General features: G+C 41.6%; 17 protein-coding genes. 10 read left to right on the top strand and 7 right to left on the bottom strand.

What is annotated here, in order from left to right; translation table 11 throughout:
* Window position 1: 1 nt before the first annotated feature.
* The 5 genes from ACW0TQ_RS11010 (at window position 2) to ACW0TQ_RS10990 (ending at window position 3560) form a co-directional block, all read left to right on the top strand.
* Window positions 2–808 carry a flagellar hook-basal body protein gene (locus ACW0TQ_RS11010; protein ID WP_042529556.1) on the top strand — a complete coding sequence of 269 codons (807 nt, stop codon included), beginning with the start codon at window positions 2–4 and terminating at the stop codon, window positions 806–808.
* Between the two features lie 13 nt (window positions 809–821).
* Window positions 822–1640 carry a flagellar hook-basal body protein gene (locus ACW0TQ_RS11005; RefSeq protein WP_455725659.1) on the top strand — a complete coding sequence of 273 codons (819 nt, stop codon included), beginning with the start codon at window positions 822–824 and terminating at the stop codon, window positions 1638–1640.
* A gap of 99 nt (window positions 1641–1739) precedes the next feature.
* On the top strand, window positions 1740–2069 hold the full coding sequence (locus ACW0TQ_RS11000) for a DNA-directed RNA polymerase subunit beta (RefSeq protein WP_042529560.1): 330 nt from the start codon (window positions 1740–1742) through the stop codon (window positions 2067–2069).
* A gap of 724 nt (window positions 2070–2793) precedes the next feature.
* Window positions 2794–3213: a 3-hydroxyacyl-ACP dehydratase FabZ gene (gene fabZ / locus ACW0TQ_RS10995; RefSeq protein WP_042529562.1), complete on the top strand. Its 420-nt coding sequence runs from the start codon at window positions 2794–2796 to the stop codon at window positions 3211–3213.
* A gap of 122 nt (window positions 3214–3335) precedes the next feature.
* A complete protein-coding gene (locus ACW0TQ_RS10990; protein ID WP_042529564.1) occupies window positions 3336–3560 on the top strand; it encodes a hypothetical protein in 225 nt (74 codons plus the stop codon).
* 151 nt (window positions 3561–3711) lie between these two features.
* Here the strand turns inward: ACW0TQ_RS10990 and ACW0TQ_RS10985 are convergent, their stop codons facing one another.
* The 3 genes from ACW0TQ_RS10985 to ACW0TQ_RS10975 form a co-directional block, all read right to left on the bottom strand.
* Window positions 3712–4920, bottom strand: coding sequence for a quaternary amine ABC transporter ATP-binding protein (locus tag ACW0TQ_RS10985; protein ID WP_256705202.1), 1209 nt, complete (start codon window positions 4918–4920; stop codon window positions 3712–3714).
* Entirely contained in the window at window positions 4920–5777 is an 858-nt protein-coding gene (locus ACW0TQ_RS10980; protein WP_212929177.1) for an ABC transporter permease, read from the bottom strand. The genes ACW0TQ_RS10985 and ACW0TQ_RS10980 overlap by 1 nt, the downstream gene beginning before the upstream one ends.
* A gap of 144 nt (window positions 5778–5921) precedes the next feature.
* Window positions 5922–6917: an ABC transporter substrate-binding protein gene (locus ACW0TQ_RS10975; protein WP_193065083.1), complete on the bottom strand. Its 996-nt coding sequence runs from the start codon at window positions 6915–6917 to the stop codon at window positions 5922–5924.
* A 712-nt stretch (window positions 6918–7629) separates the two neighbouring features.
* On the opposite strand from ACW0TQ_RS10975, the gene ACW0TQ_RS10970 reads away from it, so the two are divergent.
* The 3 genes from ACW0TQ_RS10970 (at window position 7630) to ACW0TQ_RS10960 (ending at window position 12038) form a co-directional block, all read left to right on the top strand.
* Window positions 7630–8496 (top strand): efflux RND transporter periplasmic adaptor subunit, encoded by an 867-nt coding sequence (locus tag ACW0TQ_RS10970; protein ID WP_042529570.1) that lies wholly within the window; start codon window positions 7630–7632, stop codon window positions 8494–8496.
* A 3-nt stretch (window positions 8497–8499) separates the two neighbouring features.
* Window positions 8500–11571 carry an efflux RND transporter permease subunit gene (locus tag ACW0TQ_RS10965; protein WP_256705200.1) on the top strand — a complete coding sequence of 1024 codons (3072 nt, stop codon included), beginning with the start codon at window positions 8500–8502 and terminating at the stop codon, window positions 11569–11571.
* Window positions 11572–11744: 173 nt separating this feature from the next.
* Complete coding sequence (locus tag ACW0TQ_RS10960) at window positions 11745–12038, top strand: hypothetical protein (RefSeq protein WP_042529572.1); 294 nt, start codon at window positions 11745–11747, stop codon at window positions 12036–12038.
* Window positions 12039–12102: 64 nt separating this feature from the next.
* Here ACW0TQ_RS10960 and zwf read toward each other — a convergent pair whose 3' ends face one another.
* Complete coding sequence (zwf, locus tag ACW0TQ_RS10955; protein ID WP_256705199.1) at window positions 12103–13578, bottom strand: glucose-6-phosphate dehydrogenase; 1476 nt, start codon at window positions 13576–13578, stop codon at window positions 12103–12105.
* Window positions 13579–14067: 489 nt separating this feature from the next.
* On the opposite strand from zwf, the gene ACW0TQ_RS10950 reads away from it, so the two are divergent.
* Complete coding sequence (locus ACW0TQ_RS10950; RefSeq protein WP_455725658.1) at window positions 14068–14976, top strand: Rpn family recombination-promoting nuclease/putative transposase; 909 nt, start codon at window positions 14068–14070, stop codon at window positions 14974–14976.
* Window positions 14977–15111: 135 nt separating this feature from the next.
* On the opposite strand, the gene ACW0TQ_RS10945 is transcribed toward ACW0TQ_RS10950, so the two are convergent.
* The 3 genes from ACW0TQ_RS10945 to ACW0TQ_RS10935 all read right to left on the bottom strand — a co-directional run bounded on the left by ACW0TQ_RS10945 (window position 15112) and on the right by ACW0TQ_RS10935 (window position 16978).
* Complete coding sequence (locus ACW0TQ_RS10945; RefSeq protein WP_042529577.1) at window positions 15112–15555, bottom strand: threonine/serine exporter family protein; 444 nt, start codon at window positions 15553–15555, stop codon at window positions 15112–15114.
* Window positions 15556–15652: 97 nt separating this feature from the next.
* A complete protein-coding gene (locus ACW0TQ_RS10940; protein ID WP_042529579.1) occupies window positions 15653–16405 on the bottom strand; it encodes a threonine/serine exporter family protein in 753 nt (250 codons plus the stop codon).
* Window positions 16406–16564: 159 nt separating this feature from the next.
* The gene (locus ACW0TQ_RS10935; RefSeq protein WP_455725657.1) at window positions 16565–16978 is read right to left on the bottom strand and encodes a hypothetical protein; all 414 of its coding nucleotides are present in this window, start codon (window positions 16976–16978) and stop codon (window positions 16565–16567) included.
* 388 nt (window positions 16979–17366) lie between these two features.
* Between ACW0TQ_RS10935 and ACW0TQ_RS10930 the strand changes: the two genes are divergently transcribed.
* Window positions 17367–18476 carry a glycosyltransferase family 4 protein gene (locus ACW0TQ_RS10930; RefSeq protein WP_341173348.1) on the top strand — a complete coding sequence of 370 codons (1110 nt, stop codon included), beginning with the start codon at window positions 17367–17369 and terminating at the stop codon, window positions 18474–18476.
* Window positions 18477–18512 lie beyond the last annotated feature (36 nt).

Here is an 18512-nt window from a genome sequence, read left to right as displayed (position 1 = left end):
TGTGTTAAGAGGTTTATATGGAGCGGCAAGTGGTATGATAACGCAGCAGCGGCAGCAGGAAGCATTGTCTAATAATATTGCCAATGCAAATACGCCAGGATACAAAGCCGATCAAACGGCAATTCGTGCTTTTCCGGAATTATTGATACAGCAAAGCGGCGGGAACACCATCCCGACCACGCAAGGAGGTTTCAATATTCCTTTATCCCGTCAATTGGGCGGTATGAATACAGGCGTATATGTTCAAGAAACGATTCCTCATTTTGCGCAAGGGGATATCAACGAATCGGGACTGCCGACAGATGTTGCGATCGAGCAGGGAAATGTTCCAGATGAAAATGGGGCTATCTTCTTTGCCGTTCAAAATGAAGATGGAGATGTACGTTATACGCGAAATGGTAATTTTACGATTGACGCAGAAGGTTTCCTTGTGACGAATCAGGGATACTATGTTTTAGATGAAGACGGGAATAACATTCAGACAGACGGAACGATAGAGACTATTACCCCAGAGGGCGTTATTCCGACAACTGGCGGCGATGTGACAATTGGTATGCAGTATGCAGCGGATGCAAACACACTGACGAAAGAAGGAAATGATCTTTTTGAAGGGGATGCAGAGGCTGTACCGGCAGATGCAGCGTATGTATTGCACCAGGGGGCATTAGAACAATCGAATGTCAATACCGAACAAGCCATGACGGATATGATGAATGCTTATCGGTTATTTGAGAGTAATCAGCGCGTTTTACGGGTATATGATGAGAGTCTCGGAAAAGCTGTTACAGAAGTTGGCCGATTAGGATAGGGGGAAATTGAACATGTCACGTATTATGAATCAATCAGCAGTAACCATGAAACAAATCCAGCACAAGCTTGATGTTATTGGCAATAATATTTCCAATAGCAACACAACTGGATATAAAAACAGACAAGTTGAATTTTCTTCCTTACTAAGCCAGCAAATTGATAATTTGAATGCTCCTGAAAATGCAGAAGGCAGACTGACTCCCGATGGAATACGTGTGGGAGCAGGGGCGGGTTTAGGTGCTATTAACCTGAACCAGTTGCAGGGAAGCATGATAGAGACAGACCGCAGCTTAGATGCTGCATTAACGGAAGAGAATATTTTTTTTCAAGTGAACCGCGTAGAAAATGGGCAGCAGGATACAGTCTATACGAGAGACGGTTCCTTTTTCCTTTCTCCAGTTGAAGGAGGGGGCGTTGCCTTGACAACTTCCGATGGTCACCCTATTATCGGGACAGAGGGACCGATTGAAATCCAAGACGGGTTTGATGCCATTGAATTAAATGATCAAGGTCAATTGTTGGTCACCAGAGACGGTGAACAGGCGGCAGAAGCTGAATTGGCTGTTGTGGAAGCTGTACGTCCCAGCGCTTTGGAAGCAGAAGGAGATAATTTCTTTACTGTTTCAGGAGCAGCGGATATAGACGAAATCATACAAGCATATGCTGGTGAGGGCGCTGTAATCCATCCGCAGTCATTGGAGCAATCAAATGTGGACATGTCGCAGCAGATGACAGATATGATGGCAGCACAGCGGCTTTATCAATTTAATTCACGTTCCATCACCATGGGCGACCAAATGCTTGGGTTAGTGAATACCATTCGTTCCTGATTCAGGTTGAGACGATGGCAGTTACATACCGTTAGTGTTCAAGAAGGATGCGTTGTTTGATTGCTCTTTTTGAACATCCATTTGTAAGGAGTTACTGAAATGACGAATAATCCATCTTCACAGAATACCTCACAGGAAGCTGAGCAAGAGACAGCAGCTGGTGAGGAACAAGCAGTACAACAGGATATTTCTAGAAAAACAGATAAAAAAGAAAAACAGCAGCGTAAACGTGAGGAGAAACGCAGCAGACCGCGTTTGCGTATTTTTCCGATTTGGCTGCGTATCATTGTTATCACAATTTTTGCTGCAGCAGCCTTCATCATTGGCCTAATGATTGGTTTTGCTGTACTTGGCGACGGATCTCCATTAGATGTTCTGCGCCTAGAGACCTGGCAGCATATTATCGACATTGTAAATAAAACAGAGTAAAACATATTCGAGGATGGACGAATATGTTTTTGCTATAGTTTAAATAGGTACGTTAAGCAAAATATTACTAAAACTGAATTTGTGCACAGATAAGAAAAAACAAGAACACTACTTGCTCTTTAAATCATCGGTGTTCTTGCCAAGAAGATCTCCACTACGACGGTTTTCGATGGAGCGAGTAATGCCAGCATTGTTATCAGGTTAATGAATTTTTAAATGTGATATTTGATACAACTAGATAGCCATTTGTTTTCTTATAACATTGACGAAATGATGATTGAGAACAGAGACTAGCGAATGCTTTTTGATGGGACGAGTAATCGCAATGGTTTTCGGTGGGGCGAGTAACCGCAGTCCCAGTCCCAGAAGAAAAACATGGAGACTCCTGGTCGGCTAAGAACGGTCACGTCCTGTGACCAACGACCGACACTAGGACGTCCTGTCCGTCGTGGGAAAGCGCGGAGGGAAGACCCCGCAGAAAAAAAGCGAACTTCTTTTTTCCTACCCTCGGGGCATAAGTGCGACTTTAGCTCTGTCTGCGCCTGTCGGCTTGCCAATCGCTCAGTCTTCTTTAAAGGAGGCTGAGCTCAAGCCCATGGAAAGCGTAGTGTTTTTCTGTAGCGGCAACTATTAATATTAATTTATATAGCGTAGTGTTTTTCCAGAGCGGCTGTTTTCAGCTATTTTATTAACATTCTTATTTTAAAAAAGGAGTCGAAAAAATATGGATATTCAACAAATCAAAGAAGTTCTTCCGCACCGTTATCCGTTTTTATTAGTGGATCAGGTGAAGGACATAGAAGAAGGCAAAAAAGTGACAGCCATCAAAAATGTCACAGCAAATGAACCATTTTTCCCCGGCCATTTCCCAGATTACCCGGTAATGCCTGGAGTTCTTATTTTAGAAGCATTGGCACAAACAGGCGCAATCGCTGTTTTAGGCATCGAAGAAAACAAAGGGAAAATCGGCTTTTTAGCAGGCGTGGATAAATGCCGCTTCAAACGTCAGGTGAAGCCAGGAGATCAGCTGGAGCTGGTGGTTGAGATTATTCGCATGAAGGGGCCAATCGGCAAAGGAAAAGGCGTTGCGACGGTTAACGGTGAGGTTGCATGTGAAGCAGAAATTACATTTGCAATCAAATAAAGGATTCGTCAGCAATATGTAATAAATTTCCTAAATGATTATGAATAATAAATGTATGATTCCTCTTTTCTGGGTTAACCTAATTTCGAGCAATAGGTTAATATAGAAGGGAGGAATTTTTTATGAAAAAAGTATTATTAAAAGTTGGTGCTTCCGCTCTTGCTCTTACGCTGGTAACTGGATGCGGTACATCAAATAATGAAGAGCCGGCAGATGATAACCCGACCATTGATCATGAAGAAAGAGAAGATGAATTTAACGGTAACGACGATAATCGTAATGATGATCCCATGGATGAAGACAACTTTGACGAGAGAGAAGAAGACATGCCTCGTAATAACGAATAAGCCGCTCTAAATAATAAAGAAGAAGGCAATGACTTTTTGGTTATCCTCTTACAGTGAGAAGAGAAATAAAAATTCTCTCACGCTGATAGGAGTAAATCCCCCACGTCCATTACCTTCTTCTTATTATTTTTTAAGAAATGATGAAGCCTGCTTAATGAACATATTCTTCACTTTCCGTCACATCATCGGAAGTAAGACCGGATAATACATGAACACGTAAAATATAGCCGGCCAGCTTTTGTTCCTCATTCACTACAGCTAAAGGAAAGCTGGACTCCAATGCTTTCGGGATTAAATCATTGATATATTCATCTCCTGCGACAACCGTAATATCTTTCTTGATCAGATCGCTTAATTGTTTATGCTCTTTAATTCCCTGTATCGCATCATCAATCGTCACAATCCCTTGAAGCCGTCTGGAGCGGTCTACGACAAATACGCTGGAGATGCCATTTTCGCGCATTTCTTTGACAGCCACATTGATTCCATCCTTGATGGAAACAAGCGCATTCGGCTTGGTCATAATATGACTTGCCTGAAATACCTTGGAACGGTCGATATCTTTAATAAACTCAGAAATATAGTCATTGGCGGGGCTGGCGATAATCTCTTCAGGAGTCCCGACCTGCTCCACATGTCCATCCTTCATCACAGCTACGCGATCGCCGATTCGAAAGGCTTCATTCACATCGTGCGTAATAAAAATAATCGTCTTTTGCAGCCGTTCTTGAATGTCTAACAGCTCCAGCTGCATTTCCCGGCGAATCAGCGGGTCAAGTGCACTGAAAGGCTCATCCATTAATAAAATATCCGGGTCATTGGTGAGTGCTCTTGCTAAGCCGACACGCTGCTGCATACCGCCGGATAATTCATCCGGATATTTATCCTCATAGCCCTTTAACCCTACTGTTTCAATATTTTGCATTGCAATTTCCCTGCGTTTTTCTTTTGGGACATTCCGAATTTCTAATCCATACTCGACATTTGCCAAAATCGTCCGGTGGCTGAAGAGACCAAAGTGCTGGAAAACCATCGCAATTTTTTCCTGACGGACTTTTTTTAATTCGTCCCGGCTGCATTTGGTAATATCCTGCCCGTCAATCAGAATCGAACCGTCTGTCGGTTTATTCAGAAGGTTGAAGCAGCGGATTAAGGTGGATTTCCCGCTTCCCGACAGCCCCATGATAACGAAGACCTCTCCCTTTTGAATGTCAAAGGTTGCATCATAGACACCAACCGTATGATTTGTTTTCTTCAAAATTTCTTCCTTCGATAATCCTTCTTTGATCATAGGGATGACAGATTTCGGTTTGGAACCAAATATTTTAGAAACATTTTTTACTTGTATTTGTACAGACATTATTGATTACCTCCACGACGTTGTACTTTTTCTGCGATACCATTGGTAATACGATCAATAATAATCGCCAGAAATACGATACTGATACCAGCTTCAAAGCCGAGCGCAATATCGATCCGGTTAATCGATACCAGCACCTGCTCGCCCAGACCGGAAGCACCGACCATGGATGCAATAACAACCATGGCTAATGCCATCATGGTCGTCTGGTTGACACCGGCCATAATTGTCGGCAATGCTTGCGGCAGCTGAACTTTGGATAAGGTCTGCCATCTGGAAGAGCCAAACGAATGCGCTGACTCCACAACCTCTTTATCCACACCGCGGATAGCCAGGTCGGTTAAACGGATGACCGGCGGCAGGGAATAAATTAATGTAGCGAAGATAGCAGAAACATTACCCAGACCAAAGAAGAAAATAGCCGGGATGAGATATACAAAGCTCGGCATCGTCTGCATCGCATCAAGAATCGGACGCAAAATCATCGAGACCCATTTATTAAATGCCATTGCAACTCCAAGCGGAATTCCAATAATCAAGCAAATGATAACGGCGGTTAAAATGATGGAAATCGTAATCATCATTTCCTCCCACAGGCCAAAGCTCCCAATGAGAAAAATAAAGAGGCCGTATAAAACACCTGAGAAAAGCGATTTAAAATACCATCCAAGTAAAAAGATGATAACGATAAACAGCCACCATGGAATAATCATTAGAAAATCAGTGAGTCCGCTGATAGACCTCGAGGTGATGAAAAATATAAAATCAAATAAAACTTCTAAGTTATTGGCAAGAAAGCTGACAAATTCGTCAACATACTTTCCAGCTTCGAATGTAATGTCTGGAAATTGAATCATAAGCATGATAACTGCTAAGGAAGCAGTATTTACCTCTCTTTCTGTAATGTATTTTTTAGTTAAGGTAAAAACGAAATGACGGATTGTGAAAAAGAAAGAGCAGCTAACCTGGTGGCAAGCTACTCCACGTTATTGTTTATTTTTTTATTCCAATGAATCAACTACATCCTGTGCAGTATCTTCTGGAAGCCAGGCTGTCCAAATATCTTCGTGCTCCTGCATCCACCAGATAGCTGCTTCTTCTGCTGATGCGCCATTATCTTCCATATACTCTAACGCTTCTTCGGTTAATGCGCTGCTTGTTTCATATTGTTCTAAGAATTCCACAACCTCAGGTGCTTGTTCAAGAAAATCTGGATGAACGGAAATAACCACATCATTTGGAGGGAATTCGGTTCCTTTTGACTCTTCCCAAATTTCTTCATCATAAGGTGCTTCTTCTAGTAAAATCAAATCATATTTTGCAGTAATCGCTGTAGGTGACCAATAGTAGCCGACCCATCCTTCTCCAGCTTCATAAGCACGGGCTAAATCGGTAATAATAGCTGAATCAGAGCCTGGGCTAAAGTTATTAAAGGTCTCATCTAATTCATAGAAATCGAATTTATCATTAATGGCTTCCTCTACAGCCCATCCGCTCGGCGCATTAATAATACGTCCTTTATCCGGATCTTCCGGATCTTGGAATACTTCCGGATAATCCTTCAAGTCTTCTACGGTTTGTAAATCAGGTGCAAGCGGCTCAATTCCTCGTTCTGGATCACCCTCGATAACGTAGGCAGGAACATACAGCCCCTGATTGTTATCATCAAAATTCACAGATAAGGTTTCAATATCGCCTGCTTCTGTTAATTCCTCATAAATATCGCGGATATTATCTGTCCATACCTCCATATACACATTGATATCCCCATCACTTAACCCCTGTATGGTCGCTGCAGTTGAACCGGAAGTAATATCTGTATCATAGCCGTATCCTTCTTCCATGATTTGTGCCGCAATATAATTGTGTACATTAATACTGTCCCAGCCGGCATCAGCTAAAACAATCGTATCAATTTCTCCCTCGCTTGATGCATCGCTGCATGCAGTTAAAATAAGAACCGATGCAGTTATCAAAGCAAATAATAATTTCTTCATTTTTTCTCCTCCTTTTATTTTTGGAATTTTCAGGTATATATTTCGATGAAAATGAAAGCAAAATAGTGTGTAAAACAAAAAATTTTGCAGCGGGTTAATCAATCAAGCTATTTATTCAAAAGCTGAAAGAAAATGATGTATGAGGATGGAAATAAGCTATGATTCGATTTTTAATTATACCTTATAGTTATAAAATTAAACAAAGCGCTTAAAAGTGGATAAAGATGCATATTTCGATGTATAAAGAGGTGAAGGCAGGTTTAAGCGTGTTTATCTTTGTAATTGTCGAGAATGCTCTAAAATACGTATGCGTTTTCAAAATGATTGATAAAAATCAGTCGAATCTTGTCAGATTCATAGGAAAATAGAATGATGGAGGACTGCGATTACTCGTCCCATCAAAAGCGCTGGGACTGCGATTACTCGCCCCACCAAAATCATTGCTGGAATTATTATGCGGCAATAAGCAGATAAGACTTGCATCTGACGTTCCGTGAGGGGATATGTTATAGAAAAAGTGCATTTAATAACTTCTCTCATCACCTGGCAGACAAACGTTGCTTGGGTATTTTGAAAGGGATATACTTAAATGAGGAATTTTTTGAAACGAATTGCGTGTCACTTTCGTACGAAACAAAGAGACAGAAAAAAAGGTATAAAAACGAGAGCAGGCAAGTGCCAGTTAAAATAAGGAAGGGGTATCTACATAACCATGAAAAAAAGTATTGGAGCAATTGGATTGATTTTGATGCTGTTTGTTTTAGCGGCATGTACAGAGGATGACAATGAATCCGCTGAAGAAACACAGGAGGAGGTAATTACTTCTGTACAGACAGAGGAGGTCGAAGAAGGGGAATTGACGCGGGAAAGAACATTTAATGCCCGGCTGGAGCCTTCACAGACAACCCCGATTATGATTGAACAGCCTTTAGAAGTAGACACCTTAGAAGTAAATGTCGGCGATACGGTAGAAGAAGATGAGACAGTCGCTGAATTAACGCTTGATGGCAATACACAATCTGTGGACGCACCGGAAGCTGGGGAAGTCATTCAGATTCAGGCCGGTGAAGGCGAGAATATCGACCCGGAAGAGCCTTTTATGCTGATTGCGGATACAGATGAATGGAAAGCAGAAGGCAGTGCCTCCGAAAGCATGCTGAACCTTTTGAATATCGATGATGAAGTAGAAGTGACTGTGAGCGGAGAAGAGAAAACAGCTGCGATTACCAATATAGATCAGATTCCGGATGATACCGGATTATATCCGGTTACGGCTACATTTGAAGCTGGAGATGCGTCCTTTATCTCCGGAGCTGTTGCAAAAATAACCGTCGAGGAAACCGTAGAATCGGATGCCTTATTAGTACCTACAGAAGCAGTTGTAGAGAGTGAAAGGGAGTCCTTTGTTTTTGTGGTAACGGATGAGGAAACGGTAGAGCAGCGCGAGGTTTCTGTTATTACGATGCAATCCCGGCAAACCGCAATCGAGGGAGATATCGAAGCTGGGGAAGAAATCGTCATAACAGGTCAATCCGGATTAGAAGACGGCGATGCTGTCGAAGTAGTGAAAGGGGAATAGATTTTGAAACAGCTTATAAAAACTTCAGTAAAACGGCCAATTGGCGTCATTATGATTGTATTAGCTGTTCTTGCTTTAGGGGTTATGTCCCTGCGAAATCTTGCGGTCGATCTTTTCCCTGAAATAGATTTGCCGGTAGCCGTCGTTGCTACCAATTATCAAGATGCAGCACCAGAAGATGTGCAGAATTTAATCAGCAGACCGCTGGAATCAGCAGTAAGTGCAGTAGAAGGAATCGATACGGTTCAATCTCAATCACAATCTGGGTCCTCCATGGTAATGATGATGTTTCAAAATGGAACAGATTTAGACCAGGCCCTGTTGGATGTGAGAGAACAGGTTGACCAAGTAAAAGGAATGTTACCTGATGGAGCAGGGGACCCGAATATTCTTCGCTTCAGCCCTGATTCACTTCCGGTTATGTACCTCGGGTTAACGGGCGATGATTTAGCCGAGCTGACCGAAATCGCAGACCAGCAAATTGTTCCTTTCTTTGAAAGACAAGAAGGGGTAGCCTCAGTCACGATTGAAGGCGGCTTAGAAAGAGAGATTCAAATTGAATTAGATGAAGCGAGCTTAGAACAATATGGCATCTCGCCTCAAAGTGTCATGGATACACTGGGAAGCGAGAACAGCTCTTCCTCCATCGGTACGGTAGAACAGGGAAATCAGGATTTACAGATTCGCGTCATTGGTGAATTTGACAACATAGAGGATATTGAAAATACACAGATTCAATCAGAGGCAGGCGGCGTTGTCCGTATTTCGGATATTGCAGACGTGCAGGACGATTTTAAAGAGACTTCCTCCGAAACGATGGTGAACGGGGAGCATGCACTTGTCTTGTCTGTAATGAAGCAGACAGATGCGAATACGGTAGAGGTTGCATCGAATATTACAGATGCGATGCCGGGAATGATGGAAGATTTACCAGAAGGAATGGGTTTAAATACCATCATTGATACCTCTGAATTTATTGAGATGTCGATTGATTCGGTCATGAATAATATTTTAATTGGAGGGGCAATCGCCTTTCTTATTCTGCTCCTGTTTTTAAAGAGCATCCGTGCAACCATTGTGATTGGATTATCAATACCAATTGCGATTATCGCAACCTTTGTATTAATGTACTTTACGGGTCAGACCTTGAATGTACTTTCCCTGGGCGGATTGGCTTTAGGGATTGGAATGATGCTGGATAGCTCCATTATTATTTTAGAAAATATTTATTCCTACCGGCGCAGAGGCTACAGCCTGTTTGAGGCGGCAACCAAGGGATCGATTGAATTAGCACCGGCAGTTATTGCTTCAACAACGACGACATTAGTCGTATTTTTACCAATTGTTTTTGTAGAAGGAATGTCATCCGACTTATTTACGCCATTAGCACTGGCTGTTTCCTTCTCCTTAGTCGCATCTTTAGTCGTTGCGATTACATTAGTACCAATGCTCTCCTCGAAGCTGTTGGCAAATGTCATGGAAGGATCGGGAAAAAGGTATTGGTTTGACAGGTTTTTAAATTGGTTGAAAACACGTTATGGAAAAGGATTAGAAAAAGTACTGAGATTTAGAAAAACAACCGTCCTGGTAACGATATTAGCGATTATCGGCAGCCTTTTTCTCATTCCGCGTATCGGGATGGAGTTTATGCCATCAGCCGACCAGGGACAAGCGCAGATCACGGTAGAGACACCGCCGGGAAGCAGCTTAGACTATACGATCGGCATGACAGAACAGGTGGATGACATTTTAGCAGACTATGAGGAATATATGGATGTCAGCTATGTAACCATCGGATCTGCTGACTTTACTGGCAGTATGAATGAATCAACCTATACGCTGCAATTAATACCTGCATCAGAGCGGGACCGGTCAACGGAACAGATTATGGTAGAGATCGATGAACGTGTGCAGCATATTGCAGGTGCTGATATTGCAGCCTCTGCGATGGATGGCGGTATGGAAATGGGAGACCCGATTACGATTCAATTAAATGGCCCTGAAAATGATACCCTGATTGATTTATCCGAACAGGTCCTTGCTGAAATGGAGGAGGTTGAAGGAGTAACCAATACAACCTCTACAGCAGAAGATGGCATTCCGCAAATGGAAATTCGGGTAGATGAGGACGCAGCCTCCAGCTATGGGCTGTCAGGGTCGCAAATCACCAGCCAGCTGGAAATGAAATTCTCCGGACAGGTGGTCGGCCAATATCGGGAAGAAGGACAGGAAATCGATATTACCATTGCCTATCCAGAAGATACTCGCACAAGTATTGAAGACCTGTTAGACAGCAGTATTCAATCCCCTTCAGGAGCAACGGTTCCGTTGGATGAACTTGTTGAGATCGAGCAGGCAGAAGGACCACAGACGCTCCTGAGAGAAAATCAGCAGGCACAAATGAATGTCAGCTCGGGAGTTGTCGGTCGCGATTTAGGAAGTGTCGTATCCGATATTGAAACGAAGCTAAGTCAAATGGACTTTCCTGAAGGCTACAGCTATAGCATTGGCGGCCAGGCAGAAGATATGGAAGAGGCCTTTATGGAGCTTGGCGTAGCGCTGATATTCTCGATTTTCTTAGTGTATATCGTACTCGCTGTACAATTTGAAAATCTCCTGCAGCCATTTATTATTATGTTTGCATTGCCGACAACCATTATTGGTGTTATTGGCGGACTGTTTGTGACAAATATATCCTTAAGCGTAGCCGGCTTTATCGGCATTATTATGCTTGCCGGAATAGTGGTTAATAACTCGATTGTACTTGTAGACTATATCAATATTCTGCGCAGAAGAGGAATGGACCAGATAGAAGCTATTATTGAAGCAGGACGCTCCAGACTGCGCCCAATCATGATGACATCCCTTACCACGATTCTGGCGATGGTTCCGCTAGGGCTGGGAATTGGTGAAGGGGCCGAGCTGCAGCAGCCATTAGCTGTAACGATAATCTTCGGTTTAACGATTTCCAGCATCTTTACCTTATTCTTTGTTCCTGTTATTTATCTGATCTTTGATAACATAACGAAGAAAGTAAGGGGGAGAAGGAAGCGGAAGAAAGCAGCGAAAAAGTAAACGTAAGTAATGAAAAATGAGGCAGCTCTTGGCAGAGAGACAATCATCTCATTTGCCGAGCTGCCCTTTTCATGACATAAATAATTTTCCTTGATTAACAACAGGCTAGAATTCATTTCATGTCGAAAATCGGGTATGATAAAGACAAAGAAAAGCGAAAGAAGGTAGATAAAATGGTAATATCCCAAGTAATGCAGTTAATCACCGGTGTTTTTGAAGGATTATTGGGTATTCCAGTCTTTGGCGGTATTTATATCATGGGGTCGGGCTATACGCCATTATTCGTCATGCTGATTCTTCATATTATTACATTACTCCTCGCCAGCCGGGATAGAAGATGGATAGCGGGCAGTGTTTTAGGAATTGTAACAAGTATTATTGGCTTTATCCCACTTGTTGGCATGACATTGCATTGGATTACATGTATCGTATTGATTATTTCCGTATTTCAACCAAGAAGATATTAAAAAATAAGCCTCCTGCTACATTAAGAAAGCAGGAGGCTTATTTTTGATAGGAGTAATATATAGTTTATTCCGGCCACCAATGAAAGCCATTTCTTTCAAGCAATTCATCTGCAGCTTTTGGACCCATCGAACCAGATTCATAATTCGGGAAATCCGGTTTTGTATTTGCCCAGCTCGCTAAAAGACGATCAACAAATTCCCATGACAATGCAACTTCATCCCAGTGTGTAAAGTTCGTTGCATCACCAAGCATACTATCGTAAATAAGCTTTTCATATGCTTCTGGAGTATTGATACCAGATTCTGAATCTTGGTGATAAGCCAGCTGAATAGGCTCTGTTAAATTACCATTCCCTGTTTTCTTCGCATTCAAATGAAGTGTAATCCCTTCATTTGGCTGAATGTTAATAACGAGCAGGTTAGGATTTCGTAAATCATCTTTTTTATGATAAAGGTTCATTGGAATATCTTTAAATTCCACAACAATTTTGGTTGATTTTTCTTTCATTCGTTTTCCTGTACGAATATAGAAAGGAACGCCGGCCCAGCGATAGTTGTCAATAACAAGCTTTGCAGCAACAAAGGTTTCTGTTGTGGAGTCTTTTAATGCTTCAGCTTCATCCTGATAACCATTGACTTTTTTTCCGTCGATTTCCCCGGGACCATATTGACCGCGGACAAAATACTTGTGAACCTTCTCTTCTTTGATGGTGCGCAGAGCACGCAATACCTTGATTTTTTCCGAACGAATTTCTTCGGTGCTGAGATTGATTGGCGGCTCCATAGCAAGCAGAGCAACCATTTGCAGCATATGGTTTTGAATCATATCCCTTGTTGCACCTGATGCATCGTAGTAGTGTGCGCGTTCTTCAACACCAAGTGTCTCACTGCTTGTTACTTGAATGTTATTGATAAATTGGTTATTCCATAAGTGCTCAAAGATTCCATTCGCAAAACGGATAACTTCGATATTTTGAACCATTTCTTTTCCTAGATAATGGTCGATTCGATAGATTTGATTTTCATCAAAAGCAGCTTGAAGCTCTTTATTCAGTTTTTTGGCAGAAGGTAAATCATGCCCAAAAGGTTTTTCAATCACTAAACGTGTCCATCCAGACGTTTCTTTTAAGCCATGGTCTTTCAGCTGATTGGCAATAGTCCCGAAAAAGTCAGGAGCCATCGCTAAATAAAACAGGCGATTGCCTTCCGTATGATATTCCCGTTCAAGAGATTCCACCATAAATTTTAAGTCAGTATAGGAATCTGTCGATGTAACATCAAATGATTTATAATAAAAATGAGAAGTGAATTCAGATACATCTTCATCCTCGGAAGTCAACCCTTGGATAGACTGCTCTACCTTCTCACGTATAATGTCATTATCCCATCCACGGCGGGCAAGCCCGATAACCGCGAAATTCTCGTCTAGTTTACCGCTCTTATAAAGGCGGTAAATGGAAGGGTATAGTTTACGGTTTGCCAAATCTCCAGTTGCTCCAAAAATCACAATCGTTGCCTTTGGTTGTATAGTTTCACTCATGATTAGGTTCCTCAATTCTTTAGTTTCTGTAAAGATGTTAAAAAATGCGTGTAAGTATCCTCTAAAATGCTGATTTGAAAACAGATGGAAATGTCCAACAGACTAAATCCATCAAGGTTTTGACCGCGCCAATTTGGATTGAAAGGCACATTTTACAGGGAAGCTTTGGAACACGCACAAACACATTAAAAATTCCCTAAAGATAGAAGGGGATTAATCATTAACTTTACAGAATGAATGGTGGCTTTGTCAATTTATTTACCTCTAAAATGGAGTTAATAAATTAATTTTTCAGAATTTGTTTGGAGTGAACTGGATATAATGGAATTATTATAAAAAAAGAGGGGGGAGTATATACAACTGCTTAGCTTGATGGAATTTATAAAAACCATCTGCAGTAAATATTTACCCAGTTTATCTGAAAAAAGACTGGCTTTATTTTAAAATGATTGGTAAAATATAGACAATTCAAAGAAAGGAAGTGGTCTATTGCTTACAGCACCAGTTATTCTCGAAGAAGAAGCAGACTACATGAAGCATGATCGGCTGACGAAAAAGCTGATTCAAGAGTTTTTTGAAGAGTTTATCGAAGCATTTTTCCCCAATCTCTATCCCTACATTGATTTCTCCAACGTGACCTTCCTCGAACAGGAAGTCTATCTGGATTACCTCAATGGCCGCAAGAAAGAAATAGACGTCCTCGCCGAAGTTAAGCTGAATCATGAAGACAAAATCCTGCATATTCATACGGAAGCACAATCGACCCGTGAAGCAAATTTTCCTGAAAGAATGTTTCTCTATTTTTCTTACCTTTACGCCAAACACCGCAAACCCATTCAACCCATCGCTGTTTTGAGTTATAATAGGGAAAAAGAAGAACCTACGCAATTCAGAATTAATACACCCATCCAAGACGTCCTTCAATTTAACTTTTTACAATTACACTTAATCAAGAAAAACTGGAGAGCTTATATTCAATCAGACAACCCGGCCGCAGCAGCCTTGCTCAGTCAGATGGGATATGAAGAGCATGAGCGGGTTCAGGTGAAGCTGGAGTTTCTGCGCATGATCACCCGGATGAAAATCAACCCGGCGCAAATGGAATTCCTGTATGGTTATTTCGAAACTTATCTAAAACTAAACAAAGAGGAGGAAGCGCAAATGATGGAGCAAATGGAGAACTTGCCGGAGGAGGAAAAAGACATGGTTTTGCAGCTGCCGAATTCTTATTTTGAGAGAGGATTGGAGAAAGGGAAGCAGGAAGGGAGACAAGAAGGAAAACAAGAAGGAAAACAAGAAATAGCTTTAGAATTGCTGGCAATAGGCATGCCAGTCAACCAAATAGCAGAGATCACAAAATTAAGTAAAGAAGAAATTAAAAAGCTGGCAGGCAAGTAAATAAAACGAAGAAACAAACAATTTTCATAAGACAAAAAAGGGAGACATTTAAAAATATACCGTCTCCCTTTTAGAATTGTACGAAGCAAAGCTTTTATCAACGAAGGATTGGTCACTTCAATGAAAATGAAAAAATTACGGCTTTGTCTTCTGCAGCTTCATCATAATCTGATTAATAACCTGGGAAAACATTAGACCAATCGCAATGCCTCCAGCCAGAAGCATCACTTGGGCTGAAAGCTGAATTGCCGTATTATAATCATTTTCAACAAAGTTTCGCATGGCATTATAGGCGACGCCTCCAGGCACGAGCGGGATAATGCCGGATACCGTGAAGATAATGATTGGCCTTTTTAGAATACGGGAACAAACTTGGCTGAGGATGGAGACAAGAATTGCCGCAAAGGTGGTTGCAGCAACGATATCGACATGAAATTCTCTGAGGGTGTAAAAGAGAATCCAGCCAAGCATTCCGACAAGACCGCATGGAATCAATGATTTTTTTGGTGCATTAAATAAAACACCAAAGCCTGCAGATGCAATAAAACTGGCAGCAAGTTGAACAATAATATCAAACATTTGTATTCTATCCTCCATTTAAGCATTCGCAGAGTGTGACGACTTCTGCGTCTGCCACACCGATGAGAGCTGCCTTGTTATTTTCGGATGACAGCAATTAAACTGGAAAAAACCCATAAACCATCGCAATTCCGGCTCCAATCGCTACAGCGGTAAGCAGTGACTCGATTCCCTTAGAAACACCGGAAACAAGATGACCCGCCATTAAATCGCGAATGGCATTCGTAATTGGGAGCCCGGGAACAAGCGGCATAACCGCGCCGATAATAATCATTTCCAGACTTCCGCCAAAGCCGAGCAAAAAACAGATCGCAGCTGTTAAACCAATGAACGATGATCCGATAAATTCTGCGAGGAAGCGGATTTCAATCATTTTATCAAATAGAATCATCGTCGAGTACCCGATACTTCCTGCAAGACAGGCTGGTAAAAAGTCAGCCCACGTACCGCCGAACATTAAGGAAAAACACCCGCTGACCAGTGTGGCTGCAAGCACTTGGAAGCTTAAAGAAAAGGTTGGTACATTTTTTTCTAACGTTTTTAATTTATGATAAGCTGTCTCCAAGGGAAGCTGATACGCGACAATTTCCCGGGAAAGCTGATTCACATCATCAATTTTATGTAGATCTGTAGCGCGTTTGGTAATCCGTAAGAAATAACTGCTTTCAGTATAATCGAGCGAGAAGTGCAGTCCGGTTAATGTAGCATAGCTTTGAGGGTTTTCTACCCCATAAGACTGTGCGATCCGGTCCATGGTATCCTCGACCCGATACGTCTCTGCTCCAGAAGCCAGCATAATCTTTCCGGCTAATAAACATATTTTTTCTACAGTAACAGATTGCTTGCTCAAAACATAACCTCCGCATCCGGTTCAAACTAAGTTCTATTATAGGTAAAGCAGTCCCCGAAAGAAAGGTATAAACCTAAACTTTTTTTGAGAAGTCTTCTTATCCTGGTGGATGTAAATGCAAAAAGAAAACCCGATGTGCAAGAAACACATCAGGATAGATTAGCTGACGATTAACAGAATAAAAACAATTGCAATAATAGGAACCGCATTTCCTAAAGCCATCGCCATAAATATAAATGGCTGGATCCGCTGTTTGAGCTCTTTTTCGACATTACCTGCAGGAGAACGCTGCGAGAAGATATAAAAAATATGAATAATCATTAAAAGGGCAATAATGACAATTGGAATCAGCGCATCCGACATGTCCAGCTGTTCACTTGGCGGGAAGATAAATCCCAGCACAATCATCGCAATTGGCAAGATTTCAAGAATAGAAAATTTGGTGAAAAAACCGTTTAAATGCTGCGGGAACTTTTCCGGCTCTGTCAGCATGTTATCCATGGTGGAACGGAATACAACAATCATTCCAAACACAGCGATAGCAGCTGCTAATACATAAAGATATAAAAACATATGAGGCACCTCCTTTTTACAAGCTGATATTCCTAATGAATGTACCACAGCCGCAGCCTTAAAAAAAGATGCGCTTTACCTATTTCTATTCCAGCAAAATCCCCGCCATGAAAGATTCCCAAAGAATAAACGGATAAATCATTGCGCAATATAGGAAGAGTCCTATATAATTTAAAGAAGTCCACAGGAAATGATGTCGAAATAAGGGAAAAATAAACATACAAATTTCGACATGGAACCTTTAAAGTCTGGCACTTGAAGCCAGATGAGCAAAAAGAAACGCAATGGGAACAGAATAGGAAAATCAACCTATCTTCAACCCTGCTGTTGACCAAATGAAAGCCATTCTTTTTAGGAGTATGTGACTTGTAATATTTAGGAGAATACTATGCTAAACTATGTAGATTTAACAATCGCCTTTTTAATTTCTGCCATCTCAGCTTTGCTGATTACCTATCCAGTGAAAAAGCTGGCAGTAAAAATAGGAGCAATGGATAAACCAAACCATCGAAAAATACATCAGAGCGTCACACCAAGATTAGGTGGATTAGCTATTTTTGCAGGTGCTTTATTAGGTATGCTGTATTTGCAGCCAAGGCATGTCTTCATAGATGAAATTTTGATTGGCTCGCTTATTATTTTGATTACCGGAGCGCTGGATGATAAATATACGATACGCCCTTTAATTAAATTATCAGGACAAGTCATTGCCGCGAGTCTGCTGATTTATGCAGGTTTGATTATTGAACGGATCACCATTCCGCTTTTGGGCGTTGTGGAACTAGGCTTTTTAGGTCCGGTGCTGACCTTCTTTTGGATTATCGGAATCACCAATGCCATTAATTTAATTGACGGCTTGGACGGACTGGCCACGGGAGTGACAACAATTGCGATGATCAGTATCTTCGCCATGGCGATTGTGGACACGCAGGTGCTGGTTGCTTACTTATGCATTACCTTTATTGGCGCGAATATCGGCTTTTTATACCATAATTTTTACCCAGCCAAGATATATATGGGGGATACCGGATCTAACCTGCTGGGCTATATCATTGCAATTATTTCGATCTTAGGTCTGTTTAAAAACATTACCTTCTTTAGTTTTATTATCCCGATTGTGATTCTGGCAGTGCCTATTTTTGACACGCTGGTGGCAATGATTCGCCGGCTTTACAATAAGGAAAGCATCATGACAGCAGACCGCCGCCATATCCATTATCAATTAATCGATGCCGGCTACAGCCACCGGAAAACAGTGGTCATTATCTATCTGTTCAGCGGCTTGTTCGGGGTGATCGGGATTCTCTTTTCCGAAGCGGATATGGCCATTTCACTTGTTTTCACAGCTGTGATGATATTTCTATTACATATTTTTGCGGAACTCGCCGGGCTGGTTATGGGAGGGAGAAGGCCTATTGTGACCATTCTCCGGCGGGTAAAGTCATTTATGTTTAAACCGTTCAAGAAAAAGAAGAAAGCAAGAAAAAGCAGTGACTGATCGCATGTCACTGCTTTTTCTTGATGTTGCGCTATA

It is taken from the genome of Oceanobacillus sp. M60 (assembly GCF_053839645.1).
Note: the sequence above shows the minus strand (reverse complement) of the source record. Positions and strands in the feature narration are given on the sequence as shown.

What these genes read in the sequence shown, in the direction of transcription:
- ACW0TQ_RS11000 (WP_042529560.1), top strand. Translation starts at nt 1,740, where the DNA reads ATGACGAATAATCCATCTTCACAGAATACCTCACAGGAAGCTGAGCAA.
- ACW0TQ_RS10935 (WP_455725657.1), bottom strand. Translation starts at nt 16,978, where the DNA reads ATGTTTTTATATCTTTATGTATTAGCAGCTGCTATCGCTGTGTTTGGA.
- ACW0TQ_RS10985 (WP_256705202.1), bottom strand. Translation starts at nt 4,920, where the DNA reads ATGTCTGTACAAATACAAGTAAAAAATGTTTCTAAAATATTTGGTTCC.
- ACW0TQ_RS10980 (WP_212929177.1), bottom strand. Translation starts at nt 5,777, where the DNA reads ATGATTCAATTTCCAGACATTACATTCGAAGCTGGAAAGTATGTTGAC.
- ACW0TQ_RS10960 (WP_042529572.1), top strand. Translation starts at nt 11,745, where the DNA reads ATGGTAATATCCCAAGTAATGCAGTTAATCACCGGTGTTTTTGAAGGA.
- fabZ (WP_042529562.1), top strand. Translation starts at nt 2,794, where the DNA reads ATGGATATTCAACAAATCAAAGAAGTTCTTCCGCACCGTTATCCGTTT.
- ACW0TQ_RS10975 (WP_193065083.1), bottom strand. Translation starts at nt 6,917, where the DNA reads ATGAAGAAATTATTATTTGCTTTGATAACTGCATCGGTTCTTATTTTA.
- ACW0TQ_RS11005 (WP_455725659.1), top strand. Translation starts at nt 822, where the DNA reads ATGTCACGTATTATGAATCAATCAGCAGTAACCATGAAACAAATCCAG.
- ACW0TQ_RS10970 (WP_042529570.1), top strand. Translation starts at nt 7,630, where the DNA reads ATGAAAAAAAGTATTGGAGCAATTGGATTGATTTTGATGCTGTTTGTT.
- ACW0TQ_RS10930 (WP_341173348.1), top strand. Translation starts at nt 17,367, where the DNA reads ATGCTAAACTATGTAGATTTAACAATCGCCTTTTTAATTTCTGCCATC.
- zwf (WP_256705199.1), bottom strand. Translation starts at nt 13,578, where the DNA reads ATGAGTGAAACTATACAACCAAAGGCAACGATTGTGATTTTTGGAGCA.
- ACW0TQ_RS10990 (WP_042529564.1), top strand. Translation starts at nt 3,336, where the DNA reads ATGAAAAAAGTATTATTAAAAGTTGGTGCTTCCGCTCTTGCTCTTACG.
- ACW0TQ_RS10945 (WP_042529577.1), bottom strand. Translation starts at nt 15,555, where the DNA reads ATGTTTGATATTATTGTTCAACTTGCTGCCAGTTTTATTGCATCTGCA.